Below are 15246 nucleotides of genomic sequence, written 5' to 3' on the forward strand. Positions count from 1 at the left end.
CGGACGGCACCCTCGCAACGGCGTCGCCGGACTCCTACCCCCGCTCAAGCACACACGGCGTCGACGGCGCGGTCATCACCCGGCCGAGGTGAGCCCGCCGTCGGACTGAGCGGTTGCCTGGGCCGGCGAGTATCGCCGAGCCGCTCGTCGTCACCGATACGCCGCACCATCTGCCGTTCCGCCCCCAGCCGCCGCCGTGACCGCGCCATCCGCAGACCTGTCCGCGACGAGCAGGCGGGCGGTCAGCCAGGCGGAGGCGGCCGCGATGAGGGCGCCGTCGAGGTAGTGGCAGGCCATCGCGCCCAGGTAGCTGGGACCGCCCCAGGCGTTCGTGGTGAAGTTCGGGTCGAAACCCGCAGTGACCTGGATACCGGCCCGGAACACGCTGTAGGCCAGCAGCGCCGCGACCAAGCCCGCGGCCACGAGCCGCGCCAGGCCGCCGGGCGAGCGCGGCGCGGCCCGCAGCGTCCGCCCGATCCGCCGCGCCGCCGGCCGGCCGAGCGGGGCCAACAGGAGCAGCTCGACGGGCGCGGCGGCCGCACGGAGCCGGGCGACAGCCAGGAGCGCGACCGCCAACAGGAACAGCCCGAGATGCGGCCACCAGGCGGCGGTGCCGGCGTGCTCGACCTCGCGGACCGGCGAGCGACGCGTGTAGATCACCCCGCCGGTCGCCATCCCGGCGGCGAACAGGACGGTTACCAGCGCGGTCAGCACCGGTGAGAGCTCGGCGAGAACCCGACGCAGGCGGCCGGGCGACGGCTGGATCGTGGCAGTTGGAGGCATAGCGCCAGCCTCGCCGGACGGACCCAGGACGTCGTCCGACCACCGGCCAGGGCTCGCCCGGCACCGTGGCCGGACCCGACGCCCGGTCTCCCCTGCAAGGATGAGCGGGTTCCTCCATCCATGGGTGGACGCCGGGGCCTCGGGCGGCGTCCACACTGGAGGCCATGTCCATGTCAGCGGCCAGCGCCACGCCGCCGGCGGGGGCGCCCTGGTTCGAGCGGGTCCGGCTCGGGCTGGGCCGGCGCTGGCCCCGCGCGGGCGCCAGTCCCCGCCAGGCGTTCGCCCTCGATCTCGCCCTGGTGGTCGGCGCGTTCGCGCTGTTCACCCTGCCCGAGCTGACGCCCGTCTCGGGCCTCGGGCGTGGCTACGGATCACCGGCCGCCGTCGCGGTCTTCGGCGCCTTGGCGGTCGTGCCGCTGGTGGCCCGGCGACGCTGGCCGACCGCCACGCTGGCGAGTGTCACCGCGGTCCTGTGTGCGGCAGCGCTGGCCGGGGTCCGCCTCACCCCGTTCGTCAGCAGCGCCGGGCCCGCGCTTGTCCTCGCCGCGGGGACCGTGGCCAGTCGCCGTCCGCGCCGGGCCTCGCTCGTCGCCTGCGCCGCGGCCGCCGTCGCGACGAGCGCCGCGGGACTGGTCGCGTTCCTTCTCCATGCGGACCAGGACCAGGACGCGGTCCAGCTCGCGCTCGTCGCCGTCGGCTGGCTGGCCGGCGACGCGCTGCGGGTCCGGCGCGAGTACCGCGACGGTCTGGAGCTGGCGCGCCGACGCGAGCGGGCCGAGCACGAGCACCGGGTCAGGGCCGAGGAGCGGCTGCGGCTGTCCCGCGATGTGCACGACATCGTCTCGCACACGCTCAGCATGATCGCGGTTCGCGCCGGGGTGGCCCGTCACCTGCTGGCCGACGGGGCGGAAGGGCCCGCACGTCCCGACACCGCCGTCGAGGCGCTGGCCGTCATCGAGACGGCCAGCCGGTCGGCGCTCGACGAGCTGCGCCGGGTGCTGCGGCAGTCCCGAGTGCCCGGAACGGACGACCTGGCGGCCATGCCCACCCTCGCCGACGTCCCGGCGCTCGTCGACACGGTCCGCCGCCACGGCCTGGCCGTGACCTTCAGCGCGGCCGAGAGCCCGGAGGCGGGCACGCCTTCCTTCCCGCTCGTGCTGGAGACGTCGGCCTACCGCGTCGTCCAGGAGGCCCTGACGAACGTGACCCGGCACGCGGCGGCGACGCGGGCCTGGGTCGAGATCGAGCACCGTCACGGCGAGCTGGTCGTCACCGTCCGCGACGACGGTGGTGGCCAAGCCGCCGGCAGCGGACCCGGACTCGGTCTGACCGGCATGCGCGAGCGGGCCGAACTCCTGGGCGGCACCCTGGCCGCCGGATCCCGACCTGATGGTGGCTTCGAGGTCGTCGCGGTCTTCCCGGTGGTCTCCGATGAGCGCTGAGCGGTCGATCCACGCCGGCCGTCCTGGCCCGGCGGACGACGATGGTGACCCGCCGCCCCCGCCCATCCGCGTGCTGATCGCGGACGACGAGGGGCTGGTCCGGGCCGGGTTCCGCGCGCTCGTCGAGGCGACGCCCGACCTGACCGTCGTCGCGGAGGCGGCCGACGGCGTCGCGGCCGTCCGCGAGTGCCGCCGGTCGCGGCCGGACGTGGTGCTGATGGACATCCGGATGCCGGTCATGAACGGGCTCGAGGCCACCCGGATGATCGCCGCCGACGCCGTCCGGCCCGGGCCCAGCATCCTGGTCGTGACGACGTTCGACGACGACGATTACGTCTTCGAGGCGCTGCGCGCGGGCGCGGCGGGTTTCATCCTGAAGGACACCCAGCCCGAGAACCTGCTGGCCGCGATCCGGACGGTCGCCGCCGGCGACGCGCTGCTCGCTCCGGCCGTCACCCGCCGGCTGATCGCCGCGTTTGTCCAGACGCCCGCTCCACCGTCCGGCCCCCGAGCCGGGCTTTCGTCGACGCTCACCGAACGGGAGCGGGCGGTGCTCACCCACATCGCGAACGGCTACTCCAACGCCGAGATCGCGCAGGCCCTCTACGTCAGCGTGTCCACGGTCAAGACCCACGTCGGCCACCTGCTGGCGAAGCTCGCCGCCCGCGACCGAGCCCAGCTCGTCATCGCCGCCTACGAGTCCGGCCTGGTCGTCCCCGGCGGGCCTGTTCCATGATCGCCGTTTTGGCCCTGAGATGGTCGTGACGAGGACGTTCCCACAACCACCCCAGGGCCCAAACCGCGATCATGACGGGCGGAGCGGCGCAGAATACCGGGACTGCACCGCGCGCCGGCTTCGTGAACCTCAGGGTCAGTAGACGCGCATCGCGTCGAGGACCGTGGTCGCGTAGGCGGTGTCGCCGCTGATCTCGACCCGGTCGTGGCGAGGCTCCCGGCCGGTTCCCCAGAGGATGAAGTCGGAGGCGCTCGTGCGCACGGTCGCCCGAGCCTGGTCGTCGGTTCCCGTGACGCCGACGGGGTGCTCGACGGAGGCCGCGTGGGCGAGCAGCCGGACGGTGGTGGCGCCCGGACCGGTGAGGACGAGGGTCAATGGGTCGGTGAGCAGCTCGCGGAAGCGGTCGGTGGTCATCTGCGGGATGCCGCCGATGAGCCAGCGGGTCGCCGCTGTCAGACGTCCGCCGTCGAGGTCGGGCAGGGCGCGCTGGATCGGCCCGCGGGGCGCGAGGACGTCCCAGCGGGTGTGGCAGGTGTGGTCGAAGACGATGGCGTCGGCGATGCTCCCCAGCGGGTAGCTGCCGGCGGTGCCCATGTTCACGGGCATGGCCGCGACCTCGTCGGTCAGTCCGGCGAAGGTGGCGAGCACGGCTGGCAGCGAGGACCGGATGATCTCCAGGAGCTCCGCGGTCGGGCGCGCAGCGACCTCCCGGGTGTGGGCGTCGACCGCGTCCTCGAACTCCAGGTCCTGGTCGTACGGGGTGAGCGGCAGCAGCCCCGCGAAGCCGGCCACACTGAGGGTGAGGTGCGCGAGGGTCGTGTGGACCGTCCAGCCCTCGCAGGCGGAGGGAGCGTCGAGCTCCTCGGCCGTCAGGCCGCCGAACACGTCGAGGGTCTCGGTGAGCGTCCGTTCCAGCGCCGTGTCAGAAGACGCCGTGTCAGAAGACATAGTCCTCTCCGGTGGCTCGCAGGGTGATGTCGGTGACGGCCACGCCCGGCGGCTGGTCGATGAGACGGACGATCTCCGCCGCGACCTGGACGGCGGTCAGCGACCAGTACCGGACGTTCTCCGGGTCGGACATCTCGGTGGGCAGCGTGCCGCCGGCGAACTGCTGGATGTGTTCCTGCAGGGCGGGCGCGCGGTGCGCGGCGAGGGCCGAGACGGCGTCGAAGTCGATGATCTCGGTGAACAGGTTCGTGCCCAGGACGCCGCTGGGGCGCACGATCGTCACCTTGATACGGCCCTGGCTCTCGACGCGCAGCGCGTTCGAGACGGTCGCGACCGCCGCCTTCGTCGCGCCGTAGACCGCGGCTCCGGCGACTCCGGCGTTTCCGTAGACCGACGAGAGGTTGAGGATGTGCCCGCCGCCCTGGCGGATCATGTGGTCGTGGACGGCGTAGATGCCGTGCAGCACGCCCTTGAGGTTGATGTCGATGCAGCGGTCCCAGGCGTCCGCGGCCCGCTTGTGGTCGGCGAGGTGGGCCAGCGGCATGATGCCGGCGTTGTTGACCAGCACGTCGACGCGCCCGAGGTCCGCCACGGCCTGGTCGACGATGTCGACGAACGCCTGCCGGTCCCGCACGTCCAGGCCCACCCCCCGCGCGGTGTGACCCTCGGCCGTGAGAGAGGCAGCCAGCTCCTCGGCCCCCGCCGCGTTGAGGTCGAGCGCGACGGGGTGCGCGCCACCTCGGGCGAGCTGGGTGGTGATCTCGCGGCCGAATCCGCTCGCGCCGCCGGTGACCAACACGATCTTGCCGTTCAGAGAGCTCATGCGCACCTGGTTCTCGTCATCGTCGGGAGGGCCGGGTCTCGTGCCGTTCGGGCCAGGCGGGCGTGGGTCAGCGCGCGGTCCAGACCGGTGGCCGGCGTTCGAAGAAGGCGTCGATGCCCTCGCGGAGGTCGGCGGTCTTCAGTAGCTCGGCATGGGCGTCGTCGCTGTGTTCCCAGCTGGCGGACTCGTCGGGGGCGACCTCGCGGTGGGCGGTGCCCAGCGCGGCGCGCACCGCGAGGGGCGCGTTGGCGTTGACGCGGGCGGCGAGGGCCAGCGCGCCGCCGAGCGCGCCGCCGGGCTCGGTGACGAGGTTGACGAAGCCGAGGCGTTCGGCGCGTTCCGCGGTCAGGTTGTCGCCGGTGGCCAGCAGCTCGTAGGCGATGTTGCGCGGCAGCACGCGGGTGATCCGGAAGGCACCGCCGAAGTCGGGCATGAGGCCGCGTTTGACCTCGGGTAGGCCGAAGGAGGCGGTCCGGGCGGCGACGACCATGTCGCAGCACAGGACGAGCTCGACGCCGCCGCCGAGGGCGAGGCCTTCGACCGCCGCGATCAGTGGCTTGGTGCGCCGCCGGTTGATGAGGCCGACCAGTCCGCCGCGTTCGGTGGGCTCGCCGGGACCGGTCTTCAGGTCGGCGCCGGCGGAGAAGATCCGGGTGCCCCCGGTGAGGATTCCGCACCACAGCTCGGGGTCGTCCTCAAGGGTGTTCATCGCCTGGTCGAGACCGGCGGTGACGGCCGGGTTGAGGGCGTTGCGCTTGTCTTCCCGGTCGATGCGCATGATGAGGGTCCGGCCCTGCCGGCTGGTCGTCACCGTCATGGCGGCGTCATCGCCTCTCCCAACGCCCGCCACGGTTGGAATCCGTCGCCCGAGCCGCGCCGAGTTGTGTCGAATATTCGATACGGTGCTTTCGTTCTTTCGACACCGTAGGGTGGCATTCGAGGAGGGTCAAGCTGTGCCGAATGCCGCATCCCCGCCGACGGCGCGGGTCCTCGACGTGCTCGAACTCCTGGCCCGGTCCGACGGGGAGCCACCACGCCTGCGCGACCTCGTCCGCGACCTCGGCCTGACCCAGGCGACCGCCCACGCGATCATGGCGACGCTCTGCGACCGCGGCTGGGCCGTCCGAGACCCGGCCAGCCGCGCCTTCACCCCGGGCCCCGCGCTCACCGCGCTCGCGGCCCGCGCCGGCGCGCGGCACTCCCGCCGGCGGACGGCCCGCGAGGTCGTCCGCCAGCTCGCGCACGACCTCGGCCACCCTTCCGTGGTGACCGAACGTGTCGGTGACGAGCTGGTCATCACCACCCTCGACCTCGGCCCGTGCCAGGTCGCCGACCTCGCGGCCGGGGAGCGGCTCCCGTTCGCGGCGCCCTTCGGCGTCGCCTTCGCCGCCTGGGAGGACGACGACGGCCGGCGCGCCTGGATGCGGCGCGGCGCGATCACCGACCCCGCGCTGACCGGCCGCCTCGACGACCTGCTCACCGCCACCCACGAACGCGGGTTCAGCATCGAGCGGATGGACCCGGCCATGACCCGGGCGACCAGGGCCATGACCGCGCTACGCGACGACCCGCAGGCCCGGCCCGTGCGACGAGCCGTCGACGGGCTCCTGTCCGAGATCGCCAACCTCGGCTTCCGCGACGTCGATGCGGAAGCCGACGACCGACGGCCCGTCACGGCCATCTCCGCGCCGGTCTTCGACCCGCGCACCGGCCAGGTCACGGCGAGCGTCGGAGTCCACCCGCTGCGCGCACTCTCGGCCCAGCGGGCCGGCGAGATCGGACGGCACGTGACCCAGGCGACCGCCACCCTCGACGCGACGACCCCTGACGCGACGACCCCCGATGCGGGACCCGAGCAGACCGGGTGAGGCCGTCACGGTGACCGGTCGACGGCCTGCCGGCGGGGTGATCTTGGCAATCGGCGCCGCGCTGGACGGCTATTTGACGCGGACGTAGACGGCGCCGGATCTGCCGGGGCCTCGTTGCTGGACCTCGAACAGGTCGGTCGCGACTATCAGGTCCTTCAGCCGTGAGTATCCGTAAGGCTTCAGGATGACGGCGGGGCGCTTGCGGATGGCCTGCCCGATCGCCGACAGCGAAGTCCAGCCGTCCGTGCCGTGGTTGGTCGCGACGGCGTCCCGCAGCCGGCTGACCAGCGCGGCATCCGCCTGCAGCTCCGCGGTCGTCGCCCGGGTGGGAGGCGCCGCCGAGACGGCCTTCGTCTTCTTCTTTCGCTTCTTCTCCGACCCGACGCCCGCGGTCGGCGCGCCCTCGGCCTCCAGTCCGGGAACGGCGGCCTCGGCCACGGAGGGCGTCCTGGACGGGGTCGGCCGCGCGGGCGGAGTGGATGCCGTGGACTCGACCGCGGAGGCCAGTCCCGCGGAAAGGGCCGGCGTGGCGATCCGCGGCGGGAGCGCGGCGGGCAGGGATCGTCCGTCGATGAGGGTCTCGACGAAGATGAAGGTGTCGCAGGCCGCGACGAGACCCGGGTTCGTCTTCTTCTCCTCGCCGAACCCGTACACCGTCAGGCCGGCCTCGCGGATCCGTTCGGCCAGCCGGGTGAAGTCGCTGTCCGAGGAGACCAGGCAGAACCCGTCGAACGCGCCGGAATGCAGCAGGTCCATCGCCTCGATCACCAGTGCCATATCCGAGGCGTTCTTCCCCCGGACTGCGGCGAACACCTGCACCGGTCGAATCGACAGGTCGAGCAGGGTCTTCTTCCAGGACTTCAGCGAGGCCACGGTCCAGTCGCCATACGCCCGCTTCACCTGCGCTCTGCCGAAGCGACCGATCTGGGCGAGCAACGGCTCGACCGCCGCGAGCGGTGCGTTCTCCGCGTCGATGAGTACCGCGAGACGCGCGGACGAGACCTCGACCACCACGTTGGTTCCTCCCGCCTCGCGGCACCCGGCGTCGACCGCCGGGTGGCGGCAACCCCGCGCGAACTCGACCTGCGTCCAGGCGTCGCAACGGCCAGCCTACGGATCGCCGAGCGGCCGCCGCCCCGGCGGCGGACAAGACGGCACGTTCTAGGTGCCGAGCGGGGATCCGAACCGGAGGACATTCCCGTCGGGGTCGACAAGCGCGCCCTCGCGTTGTCCCCACTCCGTGTCCTGCGGGGGATGGACCTCGATGCCGGCCGAGCGCCACTCGCCGGCGAGCTCGTCGGCGTCGTCGACGAACAGGTATGCGCTGCTCCGCAGCTCCGGCCGGTGATCGGCGACGACACCAAGATGGAGCTCGACGCCGTCGCGGCTCGCGAATCCGTAGCCACCACCTTCGTACTGCCGGGTGGTGAAGCCGAGCCGCTGGTAATACGCCAACGCGGCAACCAGGTCACGGACAGGAAAGATCGGCGCCACACGCTTGAGGCCGGCCATAGGGCCAAGGTAGCCAACGGTCACCGCGCCACCGAGTCCGACCCCACTTCGGGCCGAGGGGTCCAGCCGTGTCTTATTCGGGCGAGGTTGGGCAAAAGAGCCCCATGGAACGACGCGACTCGGCTGTACTCGACCGCCGGCCGGCCAACCGGCTGCGCCCGGCTCGTCAGCCGCGCTCCCCCGAAGTCTCCCCGACCACCGGCACCGCTCGTCGGCGACCTCAGCTACCGGCCGCGGGCCGCCCGCGGTTCGTCTCAGTGCCCGGGCGGCAGGCCACCGCGAGGCGCGGACCGGCGAGGGCAGCCAGGAAGCCTTCGCTGATCGACCGCCTGAGCAGCGAGACGCTCGTCCTGATCGTCGTGTGCCTGGCCCTGGCCACGATCATTCTGGTGCTCTCGGCGCTGGTCGGAGCCCTGGACATCACGGCCTTCGGTGCGGTCCTCGGCGTGTGGGCGCTGTGCGGGACGACCTGGCTCCTCCTGGGCCGGCCCGGTACGGACTGGAAGGTGCCGGGCCTGGACCGGATCGCCGAGGTCACCCGGCGCCGCCGGTAGGGCAGTCGTCGCCGAGATCAGACGTGGTCGCGCTGGCCTGGGCGGCGAGCTGCCTACCGTAGGAACGCGTCAGGTCACGCAGCTCGTCTGGTTGGTCGATGACGAAGGGGCGACCGAGACCGGCGATCAGCGGTGGGATCCAGTCCAGCCGCTCGGCCCGGATTCGGACTCTGACCCACTGGTCGGTCGACGGTCCCGGCGCCTCGTCGCCGTCGAGCGGGCCGACGGTCGCGACGCCCGTCGGAAGCCGAGCGCGTACGTCGTCGGCCGTCCCCCGCACGCGCAGCGAGACCTCGTGTCGACGCGGCGCCCCGGCGATGCCGGCCAGGACCTGGTCGGCGGGGTCGAATCCGGCCGGAACGTCGAACGAGCCGGGCAGTACCCGGGGCAGGCTGATCCGATCCAGCCGGAAGGTGCGGACCTCTCCGCTCACGGAGTCGTCTCCGGTGACATACCAGCGGCCGGAATGGGCCACGATCCCGTACGGGTAGACCGTGCGCGCACTATGCCGCCCGTCTGAGGCCGTATAGCTGATCGAGACCGGCCTGCGTTCCCGCGCGGCCTCGGCCATCAGCAACAGGACGTCCGTCTCCGTCGTGGTAACCGTACGGCGGGCCGGAGCGGTGAACTCGATGGTCTCCAGCAGGGCGGCCAGCCGCCGGCCCAGCGCCTCTGGAAGGACGCGGCGCAGTTTCGCGGCGGCGCTCTCGGCCGCCGGGTCGGCCGTGGTCACCAGGCCGGCCCGTTGGCCCGCGACCAGGCCCAGCAGGACGGCGAGCGCCTCGGACTCGGTGAGCATCAGGGGCGGCAGCCGATACCCCGGGGCCAGCCGGTAGCCGCCGTGTCGGCCGCGCACGGAACGTACCGGGACGTCGAGGTCACGCAACTGGTCGACGTAACGGCGCACCGTGCGCTCGTCCACCTCAAGCCGGGCCGCCAGCGCGGCGACGGGGTGGGTTCCTCCGGACTGGAGCGTCTCGAGCAGGGCGAGGACGCGCGCGGTCGGCCGGGCCATGTTCGGAAGTCTTTCAAATACCGGGCCGAATCTGTCCGGTATCGCTCCTAGCGTTGCCGTCGTCCGCCAACGAAGGAGAGCTCATGCGGTTCGTCTCGATCCGGATCATCACCGACGACGTCCCTCGGCTCGTCGCGTTCTACGAGCAGGTCACCGGGACGACGGCCACCTGGTCGGCCGACGTCTTCGCCGAGCTGGTCACGCCGTCGTTCACGCTGGCTATCGCCAGCTCGCGCACCGTGGCGCTGTTCGGACCGGGCTCGGCCCAGGCCGGCGCCAACCGCACGGTGATCACCGAATTCCTCGTCGACGACGTCGACGCCGAGTACGAACGGATCAAGGCCGTGACCACCGACTTCGTCAACGCGCCGACCACGATGCCCTGGGGCAACCGCGCGCTGCTGTTCCGCGACCCCGACGGCAACCTCGTCAACCTCTTCACTCCGGTCACCCCGGAGGCCATCGCCAAGTTCGGCCACCCCGCGCGCGGCGCCCGGTAGGCGGGCTCAGCGCCGCTGGGTCAGGTCCTGGCCCAGCGGGCGCAGGCGAAGCCGTAGAGGCCGAAGGCGATGAGGCCGGCCGCGAAGGCGCCGAGGATCCAGGGCCCGTAGGCGCGGTCCGCGAGGGTTCGCAGCGCCCCGTCCAGGCCGGTCGACCGGTTGGGGTTGACGGTGACCGCGGCGTCGACGACGAGGCCGCCCGCTATCGCGAAGACCGCGCCTCGGGCGATCGTTCCGACCATCCCGAGCCTGACGACGGCGGCGCGGGTCGCCCCGCGCAGCTCGCGCATCCGCAGGTGCTTGGTGAACTTCCGGGTGACGCCCTCGACGATCAGCGCGACGCCGACCGCGACGACGGCGAGACCCACGATGGCGACCAGCCATTGCCCGCCGGTGTGCCGCAACAGGCGCGCGGTGAACGTGGCCTGCTGCTGGGACTGGCCCTGGCCCGGTCGGCCCGCGATGAAGCTGAACGTGGTCACGCACAACACCGCGTAGGCGATTCCCCGGAACAGGGACTGCAGTCGAGGCCCGACCTTGCGCCCTTCACCCGTGACGCCGAAAGCGGCCTCACTCAGGCGCCAGATCGAGTAGGCGGCGAAGCCCAGGCCGAGCAGCCACAGCAGGGTCAGCCCGTAGGAATGCCGGGCGAGATCCGCGAGCGCGCCCTTCTGGTTCGCCTGTTCATGGCCGTGCCCGCGGGCGATCTCGACCGCGAGCCACCCGATGACCAGGTAGGAGAACCCGCGGGCCGCCAGCCCGAACCGGGCGAACCCGGCCATGACATTGCTGTTCGCGGCCCGGCGGGCCGGCGCGGCGACCTGCGTCATGAAGTCCCACCTTCGCTGGGAGAACCAGCGGCCCTAGGCGTCGGACCGCCCGCCCAGGCCGACCAATGCCCGGGCGTGAAGGCCAGATACCCCGCCGGGTCCGCGCAAACCGGACGTCAGGTCACAGGTCAGGCCAGCTCCGCGAGGCGACGCGCGAGGAACTGCCGCTCGGGGTCGGTCTCGGCGAGCGCGACGGCGCGGGCATACGCCGTCCGGGCTGCATGCCCAGGGGGACGATGCGGCGGCGCGGGTCCTGAAGGAGGACGCGCTGGTCCGGTCGCGGCGGGTGTTGGGTGAGGATCATCCGGACACGATCCGCGCCGGCGGCGCCCTAGTCGATCTTGATTCTAACTGAGGGTTGCCCCGGGCCCACCCAATCTGGGCAGTGGATCGACGATTGTCGGCGCACTAGCGCTCTCTGGTGACGAGTCGAGCAACAGAACGACGACGGCCGAAGGCTGAGCTTGACCTGGAGCGCACCGCGGGTCGGAGACTGGGTTCATGCCCGTGGGGAAGTCTGGCGGGCGTGGTGTTGGCGGTTCTGGCCGCCAGAGAGGATTGCGCTGATGCAGTTCACCCAGCTCGGCCGTACCGGTCTGTCCGTGGCCCGCCTGTGCCTGGGCACGATGAACTTCGGTCCGCTGACCAGCGAGATCGACTCCCACGCGATCATGGACGCGGCGCACGAGTACGGCATCAACTTCTTTGACACCGCCAACGCGTACGGCCTGCGCTCGGCCGGCGTCTCCGGACTCGGCGAGGGCCGGGGCGCCACCGAGTCGATCATCGGCCGTTGGTTCGCCCAGGGTGGTGGGCGTCGCGAGCGCACCGTGCTGGCCACCAAGGTGTACAGCCCGATGGGCGACTGGCCCAACGAGGGCAGGCTGTCGGCGCTGAACATCCGCCGCGCGCTCGACGCGAGCCTGACCCGGCTGCAGACCGACTACATCGACCTTTATCAGTTCCACCACGTCGACCGGGCGACTCCGTGGGACGAGATCTGGCAGGCCATCGACGTCGCCATCACCGCCGGCAAGATCCTCTATGTCGGCAGCAGCAACTTCGCCGGCTGGCACATCGCGCAGGCGCAGGCCGCGGCGGCCCAGCACCGACTGGTCGGGCTGGTCAGCGAGCAGCCGATCTACAACCTGATCACTCGCGAGGTCGAGCTGGAGGTTCTTCCGGCCGCGCAGCACTACGGCCTCGGGCTGCTGCCCTGGTCGCCGTTGCAGAGCGGGCTGCTGGGCGGCGTGCTGCGCAAGGAGCGTGACGGCCTGCGCCGGCTGGAAGGCCGGGCCGCGCAGACCCTGAACGCCAAGCGCGCCCAGATCGAGGCCTACGAGGACTTCGCCGCCGAGCTCGGCCATGAGCCCGGCGACGTCGCGCTCGCCTGGCTGCTCCACCAGTCCGCCGTGACCGCCCCGATCGTCGGCCCGCGCACCCGCCAGCAGCTCGACGACGCCGTGCGGGCGCTCGACGTGCGCCTCGACGAGAAGACGCTGGCCAGGCTGGACGAGATCTTCCCGGGCTACCGGACCGCGCCCGAGCACTTCGCCTGGTAGCGGCACCCGACCCGCGCTCGGTCGGCCCGCATCCTGTCGGCCCGCATCCTGGCGGCCCGCATCGACGGCTACGCCACGCTCCGCCCGTTGACTACCTAGCGCATCTATATAACCACTCTACGTATAGAGTCGCAGGCGTTCGTCCGCACCAGCCCAGGCCACGGGCCGCGGACGAACGCCTGAGGCTCTGGACGAAGGGATGGCCAGCGCGCGTGGAAGCCGCCGGTAAGCCGACGCCACCTATCTCGAAAAGCCGGCCGCGGTCACGACGACCCGCCACCGGCTGGACCGGCCTGGCTGTACTGGCCGCCGCGCTGCTGGTCGAGGCGGTCGTCACCCCGAACGCCGTCATCGCCGCCGTCGCTGGACCGGGCGCGAGCCCGCCTCCGGTCACGGGCAACCCGTCCGGGCAGCCCTGGCTGTCCGGCGTGAACGGCGACCCGCAGATGACCCCGGCCGCCGTTGACCAGTTCTGCTTTCTGCGCGGCGACCCCTGCGACGTGGCCCAGGTCTACGTCTCACGCAAGACCTGGCCGTCGATCGTCGAGCCGTCCTACGCCGAGACCAACTTCGCCGGCTGGCCGGGCAAGCTGGTCATCACCGTTCCGCCGTTTCCGGAGGACGGAAAGTCCAACCTGCAGACCTGCGCCACCGGGGCCTACAACGGCCACTGGCAGGAGTTCGGCCGCACGCTGAACGCCACCGGACGCCAGAGCTCGATCATCCGGCTGGCCTGGGAAGGCAATGGCCGCTGGTACCCGTGGTCCGGCACGGACCCGGCGGCGTACATCAGCTGCTTTCGCCAGGTCGTCAACTCGATCCGCTCGACGGTGAGCGCGCGCCCGCGGTTCGACTGGTCGATCAACGCGCACATCTCGCAGAACCCGCCGAGTGGCGTCCCGACGGACCTCTACCCCGGCGACCAGTGGGTCGACGTCGTGTCGATCGACGCGTTCGACCACTACCCGGCGTCGCCCACCCTCGCCCAGTTCAACAACCAGGCCCAGGCCATGGGCGGCATCACCTGGCTGTACAACTTCGCCCGGGCCCACGGCAAGCTGTTCGGCATTCCCGAATGGGGCGTGGCCTCCGGGTCGGGCGACGAAGGCGGCGGCGACAACGCCAGCTACATCCAGTTCATGCGCGACTGGATGGTGGCCCGGGCCGGGCAGGGCCTCTATTACGAGACCTACTACAACGCCTGCGACACGCCCAGCGTCGGCTCGAACCTCGACCGGCCGCTCGGAGCCCGCTGCGCCTACGCGAACCCGGCGTCGGCAGTCCGCTACACCCAGCTCTGGCGAGCGCACTACTGATCTCGATACCCGGCGTTGGCGCGGGCGGGCGGACCGGGCGCGACCTGCGTCTGCGAGGCTAACGTCCGGAGCCGGATGGCTCCGTCTTTGTCCCGAGTCCTGCCCTGCGCCCCAGATGATTCGCGGGCCAGTAGCGGGACGCAGACCGCCAGGAGGATCGATGCGCACGGTTGACGTCGAGTACACGTACGACGATCTGCTGTTGATCGGCGAGCTGTCGGTCGACGACGACCGGCCCGGCCCACGCCCGGCCGTGCTGGTCTGCCACGAGGGTGACGGGATGAGCGAGCACTCCCGGAACAAGGCCAGGCGGCTGGCCGAGCTGGGCTACGTGGCCTTCGCGCTGGACTACCACGGCGGCGGTCGCAAGCTGGCCGGCGACGAGGCCGGGAAGGCCTTCGCCAGGCTGTCCGCCGATCCCGACCGGGTGCGGGCCCTCGGCCAGGCCGGCCTGGACATCCTGCTCGCCCACGAGCAGACCGACCCGGCCCGGGTCGCGGCGATCGGCTTCTGCTTCGGCGGCACGATGGCGCTGGAGCTGGCCCGGGGCGGGGCCGACCTCAAGGCCGTCGTCGGCTTCCACTCCGGGCTCTCGACGAGCCGGCCGCAGGACGCCACGAACATCACCGGCCGGATCCTGGTCTGCATCGGGACCGAGGACCCGATCATCCCGCCCGAGCAGCGCCTCGCGTTCGAGCAGGAGATGCGTGACGGCGGGGTCGACTGGCGGATGAACCTCTACGGCGGCGCCGCGCACAGCTTCACCAACCCCGCCGCAGACGGCTCCCGGATGCCGGCGATCAAGTACGACCAGCGGGCCGACGAACGCTCCTGGCGGGCCATGACCGACCTGTTCGACGAGGTGTTCTAGCCGGACCGGTCAGTGCTGGGCGAGCTTGACCAGTCCGAGGTAGAAGTCGTCGATGGACTGGACGGCGCCGAGGAACGCGTCGAGGTCGCTGGGCTTGCACACGTAGGCGTTGGCGTGCAGGTCGTAACTGGACGTGACGTCGTCGGGTGCGTCGGAGGTCGTCAGCACGACCACGGGAATGGTCCGCAGCGCCGCGTCCGTCTTGATCGCCGCCAGGGTCTCGCGTCCGTCCATGCGGGGCATGTTCAGGTCGAGAATGATCAGGTCGGGCCGGCGGCGGGCGGGGTCGCGCAGGTATTCGAGGGCGGCGACGCCGTCCTCGACCGTGTGCAGGCTCGGGCCGATCCCGCGGGCGAGGAAGGCCTCGGAGACGAGCATCGCGTCGCCGGGGTCGTCGTCAGCGAGCAGCACGTCGTAGGGGCGGACCGACTCGGTGGCGTTCATCGACAGGGTGTCTCCATCGGATACTGCGCCCGCCCAGCGTGC

The 15246-nt window shown here is 71.9% G+C and carries 18 protein-coding genes; 9 read left to right on the plus strand and 9 right to left on the minus strand.

Annotated features, from left to right (window positions below):
* Nucleotides 1-150: 150 nt before the first annotated feature.
* Entirely contained in the window at nucleotides 151-783 is a 633-nt protein-coding gene (locus I6A60_RS01390) for a hypothetical protein (RefSeq protein ID WP_203016277.1), read from the minus strand.
* A gap of 164 nt (nucleotides 784-947) precedes the next feature.
* Between I6A60_RS01390 and I6A60_RS01395 the strand changes: the two genes are divergently transcribed.
* The gene (locus I6A60_RS01395) at nucleotides 948-2225 is read left to right on the plus strand and encodes a sensor histidine kinase (RefSeq protein WP_203016276.1); all 1278 of its coding nucleotides are present in this window, start codon (nucleotides 948-950) and stop codon (nucleotides 2223-2225) included.
* Nucleotides 2215-2961 (plus strand): response regulator transcription factor, encoded by a 747-nt coding sequence (locus I6A60_RS01400; protein WP_238434540.1) that lies wholly within the window; start codon nucleotides 2215-2217, stop codon nucleotides 2959-2961. Before I6A60_RS01395 ends, I6A60_RS01400 begins: the two co-directional genes overlap by 11 nt.
* A 135-nt stretch (nucleotides 2962-3096) precedes the next feature.
* Here the strand turns inward: I6A60_RS01400 and I6A60_RS01405 are convergent, their stop codons facing one another.
* The 3 genes from I6A60_RS01405 to I6A60_RS01415 form a co-directional block, all read right to left on the minus strand.
* Nucleotides 3097-3909 (minus strand): maleylpyruvate isomerase N-terminal domain-containing protein, encoded by an 813-nt coding sequence (locus tag I6A60_RS01405; protein WP_203016273.1) that lies wholly within the window; start codon nucleotides 3907-3909, stop codon nucleotides 3097-3099.
* Nucleotides 3899-4732, minus strand: coding sequence for an SDR family oxidoreductase (locus I6A60_RS01410; protein ID WP_203016271.1), 834 nt, complete (start codon nucleotides 4730-4732; stop codon nucleotides 3899-3901). Before I6A60_RS01410 ends, I6A60_RS01405 begins: the two co-directional genes overlap by 11 nt.
* 67 nt (nucleotides 4733-4799) lie before the next feature.
* Nucleotides 4800-5549: an enoyl-CoA hydratase-related protein gene (locus I6A60_RS01415; RefSeq protein WP_203016269.1), complete on the minus strand. Its 750-nt coding sequence runs from the start codon at nucleotides 5547-5549 to the stop codon at nucleotides 4800-4802.
* A 136-nt stretch (nucleotides 5550-5685) separates the two neighbouring features.
* On the opposite strand from I6A60_RS01415, the gene I6A60_RS01420 reads away from it, so the two are divergent.
* Nucleotides 5686-6600 carry a helix-turn-helix domain-containing protein gene (locus I6A60_RS01420; RefSeq protein ID WP_203016266.1) on the plus strand — a complete coding sequence of 305 codons (915 nt, stop codon included), beginning with the start codon at nucleotides 5686-5688 and terminating at the stop codon, nucleotides 6598-6600.
* A 69-nt stretch (nucleotides 6601-6669) separates the two neighbouring features.
* Here I6A60_RS01420 and I6A60_RS43265 read toward each other — a convergent pair whose 3' ends face one another.
* Both I6A60_RS43265 and I6A60_RS01430 read right to left on the minus strand, forming a co-directional pair.
* Nucleotides 6670-7614 (minus strand): NYN domain-containing protein, encoded by a 945-nt coding sequence (locus I6A60_RS43265; protein ID WP_203016264.1) that lies wholly within the window; start codon nucleotides 7612-7614, stop codon nucleotides 6670-6672.
* Between the two features lie 147 nt (nucleotides 7615-7761).
* Nucleotides 7762-8112 carry a VOC family protein gene (locus I6A60_RS01430; RefSeq protein ID WP_203016262.1) on the minus strand — a complete coding sequence of 117 codons (351 nt, stop codon included), beginning with the start codon at nucleotides 8110-8112 and terminating at the stop codon, nucleotides 7762-7764.
* Nucleotides 8113-8216: 104 nt separating this feature from the next.
* Here I6A60_RS01430 and I6A60_RS01435 point away from each other — a divergent pair, with 104 nt between their 5' ends.
* Nucleotides 8217-8666, plus strand: coding sequence for a hypothetical protein (locus I6A60_RS01435; protein ID WP_203016260.1), 450 nt, complete (start codon nucleotides 8217-8219; stop codon nucleotides 8664-8666).
* Here the strand turns inward: I6A60_RS01435 and I6A60_RS01440 are convergent.
* A complete protein-coding gene (locus I6A60_RS01440; protein ID WP_203016258.1) occupies nucleotides 8647-9681 on the minus strand; it encodes a YafY family protein in 1035 nt (344 codons plus the stop codon). The genes I6A60_RS01435 and I6A60_RS01440 overlap by 20 nt on opposite strands.
* A gap of 83 nt (nucleotides 9682-9764) precedes the next feature.
* Here I6A60_RS01440 and I6A60_RS01445 point away from each other — a divergent pair, with 83 nt between their 5' ends.
* Nucleotides 9765-10181, plus strand: coding sequence for a VOC family protein (locus tag I6A60_RS01445; RefSeq protein WP_203016257.1), 417 nt, complete (start codon nucleotides 9765-9767; stop codon nucleotides 10179-10181).
* Between the two features lie 20 nt (nucleotides 10182-10201).
* Here the strand turns inward: I6A60_RS01445 and I6A60_RS01450 are convergent, their stop codons facing one another.
* A complete protein-coding gene (locus I6A60_RS01450; protein ID WP_203016256.1) occupies nucleotides 10202-11011 on the minus strand; it encodes a DUF1206 domain-containing protein in 810 nt (269 codons plus the stop codon).
* A 217-nt stretch (nucleotides 11012-11228) separates the two neighbouring features.
* Between I6A60_RS01450 and I6A60_RS43875 the strand changes: the two genes are divergently transcribed.
* The 4 genes from I6A60_RS43875 to I6A60_RS01465 all read left to right on the plus strand — a co-directional run bounded on the left by I6A60_RS43875 (nucleotide 11229) and on the right by I6A60_RS01465 (nucleotide 14760).
* Complete coding sequence (locus I6A60_RS43875) at nucleotides 11229-11366, plus strand: tetratricopeptide repeat protein (protein ID WP_374113502.1); 138 nt, start codon at nucleotides 11229-11231, stop codon at nucleotides 11364-11366.
* A gap of 211 nt (nucleotides 11367-11577) precedes the next feature.
* A complete protein-coding gene (locus I6A60_RS01455; protein WP_203016255.1) occupies nucleotides 11578-12573 on the plus strand; it encodes an aldo/keto reductase in 996 nt (331 codons plus the stop codon).
* 212 nt (nucleotides 12574-12785) lie between these two features.
* Complete coding sequence (locus I6A60_RS01460) at nucleotides 12786-13889, plus strand: glycosyl hydrolase (protein ID WP_307838650.1); 1104 nt, start codon at nucleotides 12786-12788, stop codon at nucleotides 13887-13889.
* Nucleotides 13890-14049: 160 nt separating this feature from the next.
* Nucleotides 14050-14760 carry a dienelactone hydrolase family protein gene (locus I6A60_RS01465; protein ID WP_203016249.1) on the plus strand — a complete coding sequence of 237 codons (711 nt, stop codon included), beginning with the start codon at nucleotides 14050-14052 and terminating at the stop codon, nucleotides 14758-14760.
* A gap of 9 nt (nucleotides 14761-14769) precedes the next feature.
* Here the strand turns inward: I6A60_RS01465 and I6A60_RS01470 are convergent, their stop codons facing one another.
* Nucleotides 14770-15204: a response regulator gene (locus I6A60_RS01470; protein WP_203016247.1), complete on the minus strand. Its 435-nt coding sequence runs from the start codon at nucleotides 15202-15204 to the stop codon at nucleotides 14770-14772.
* Between the last annotated feature and the right edge of the window lie 42 nt (nucleotides 15205-15246).

The sequence above is a fragment of the Frankia sp. AgB1.9 genome, from assembly GCF_016786355.1.
Taxonomy (GTDB): domain Bacteria; phylum Actinomycetota; class Actinomycetes; order Frankiales; family Frankiaceae; genus Pseudofrankia.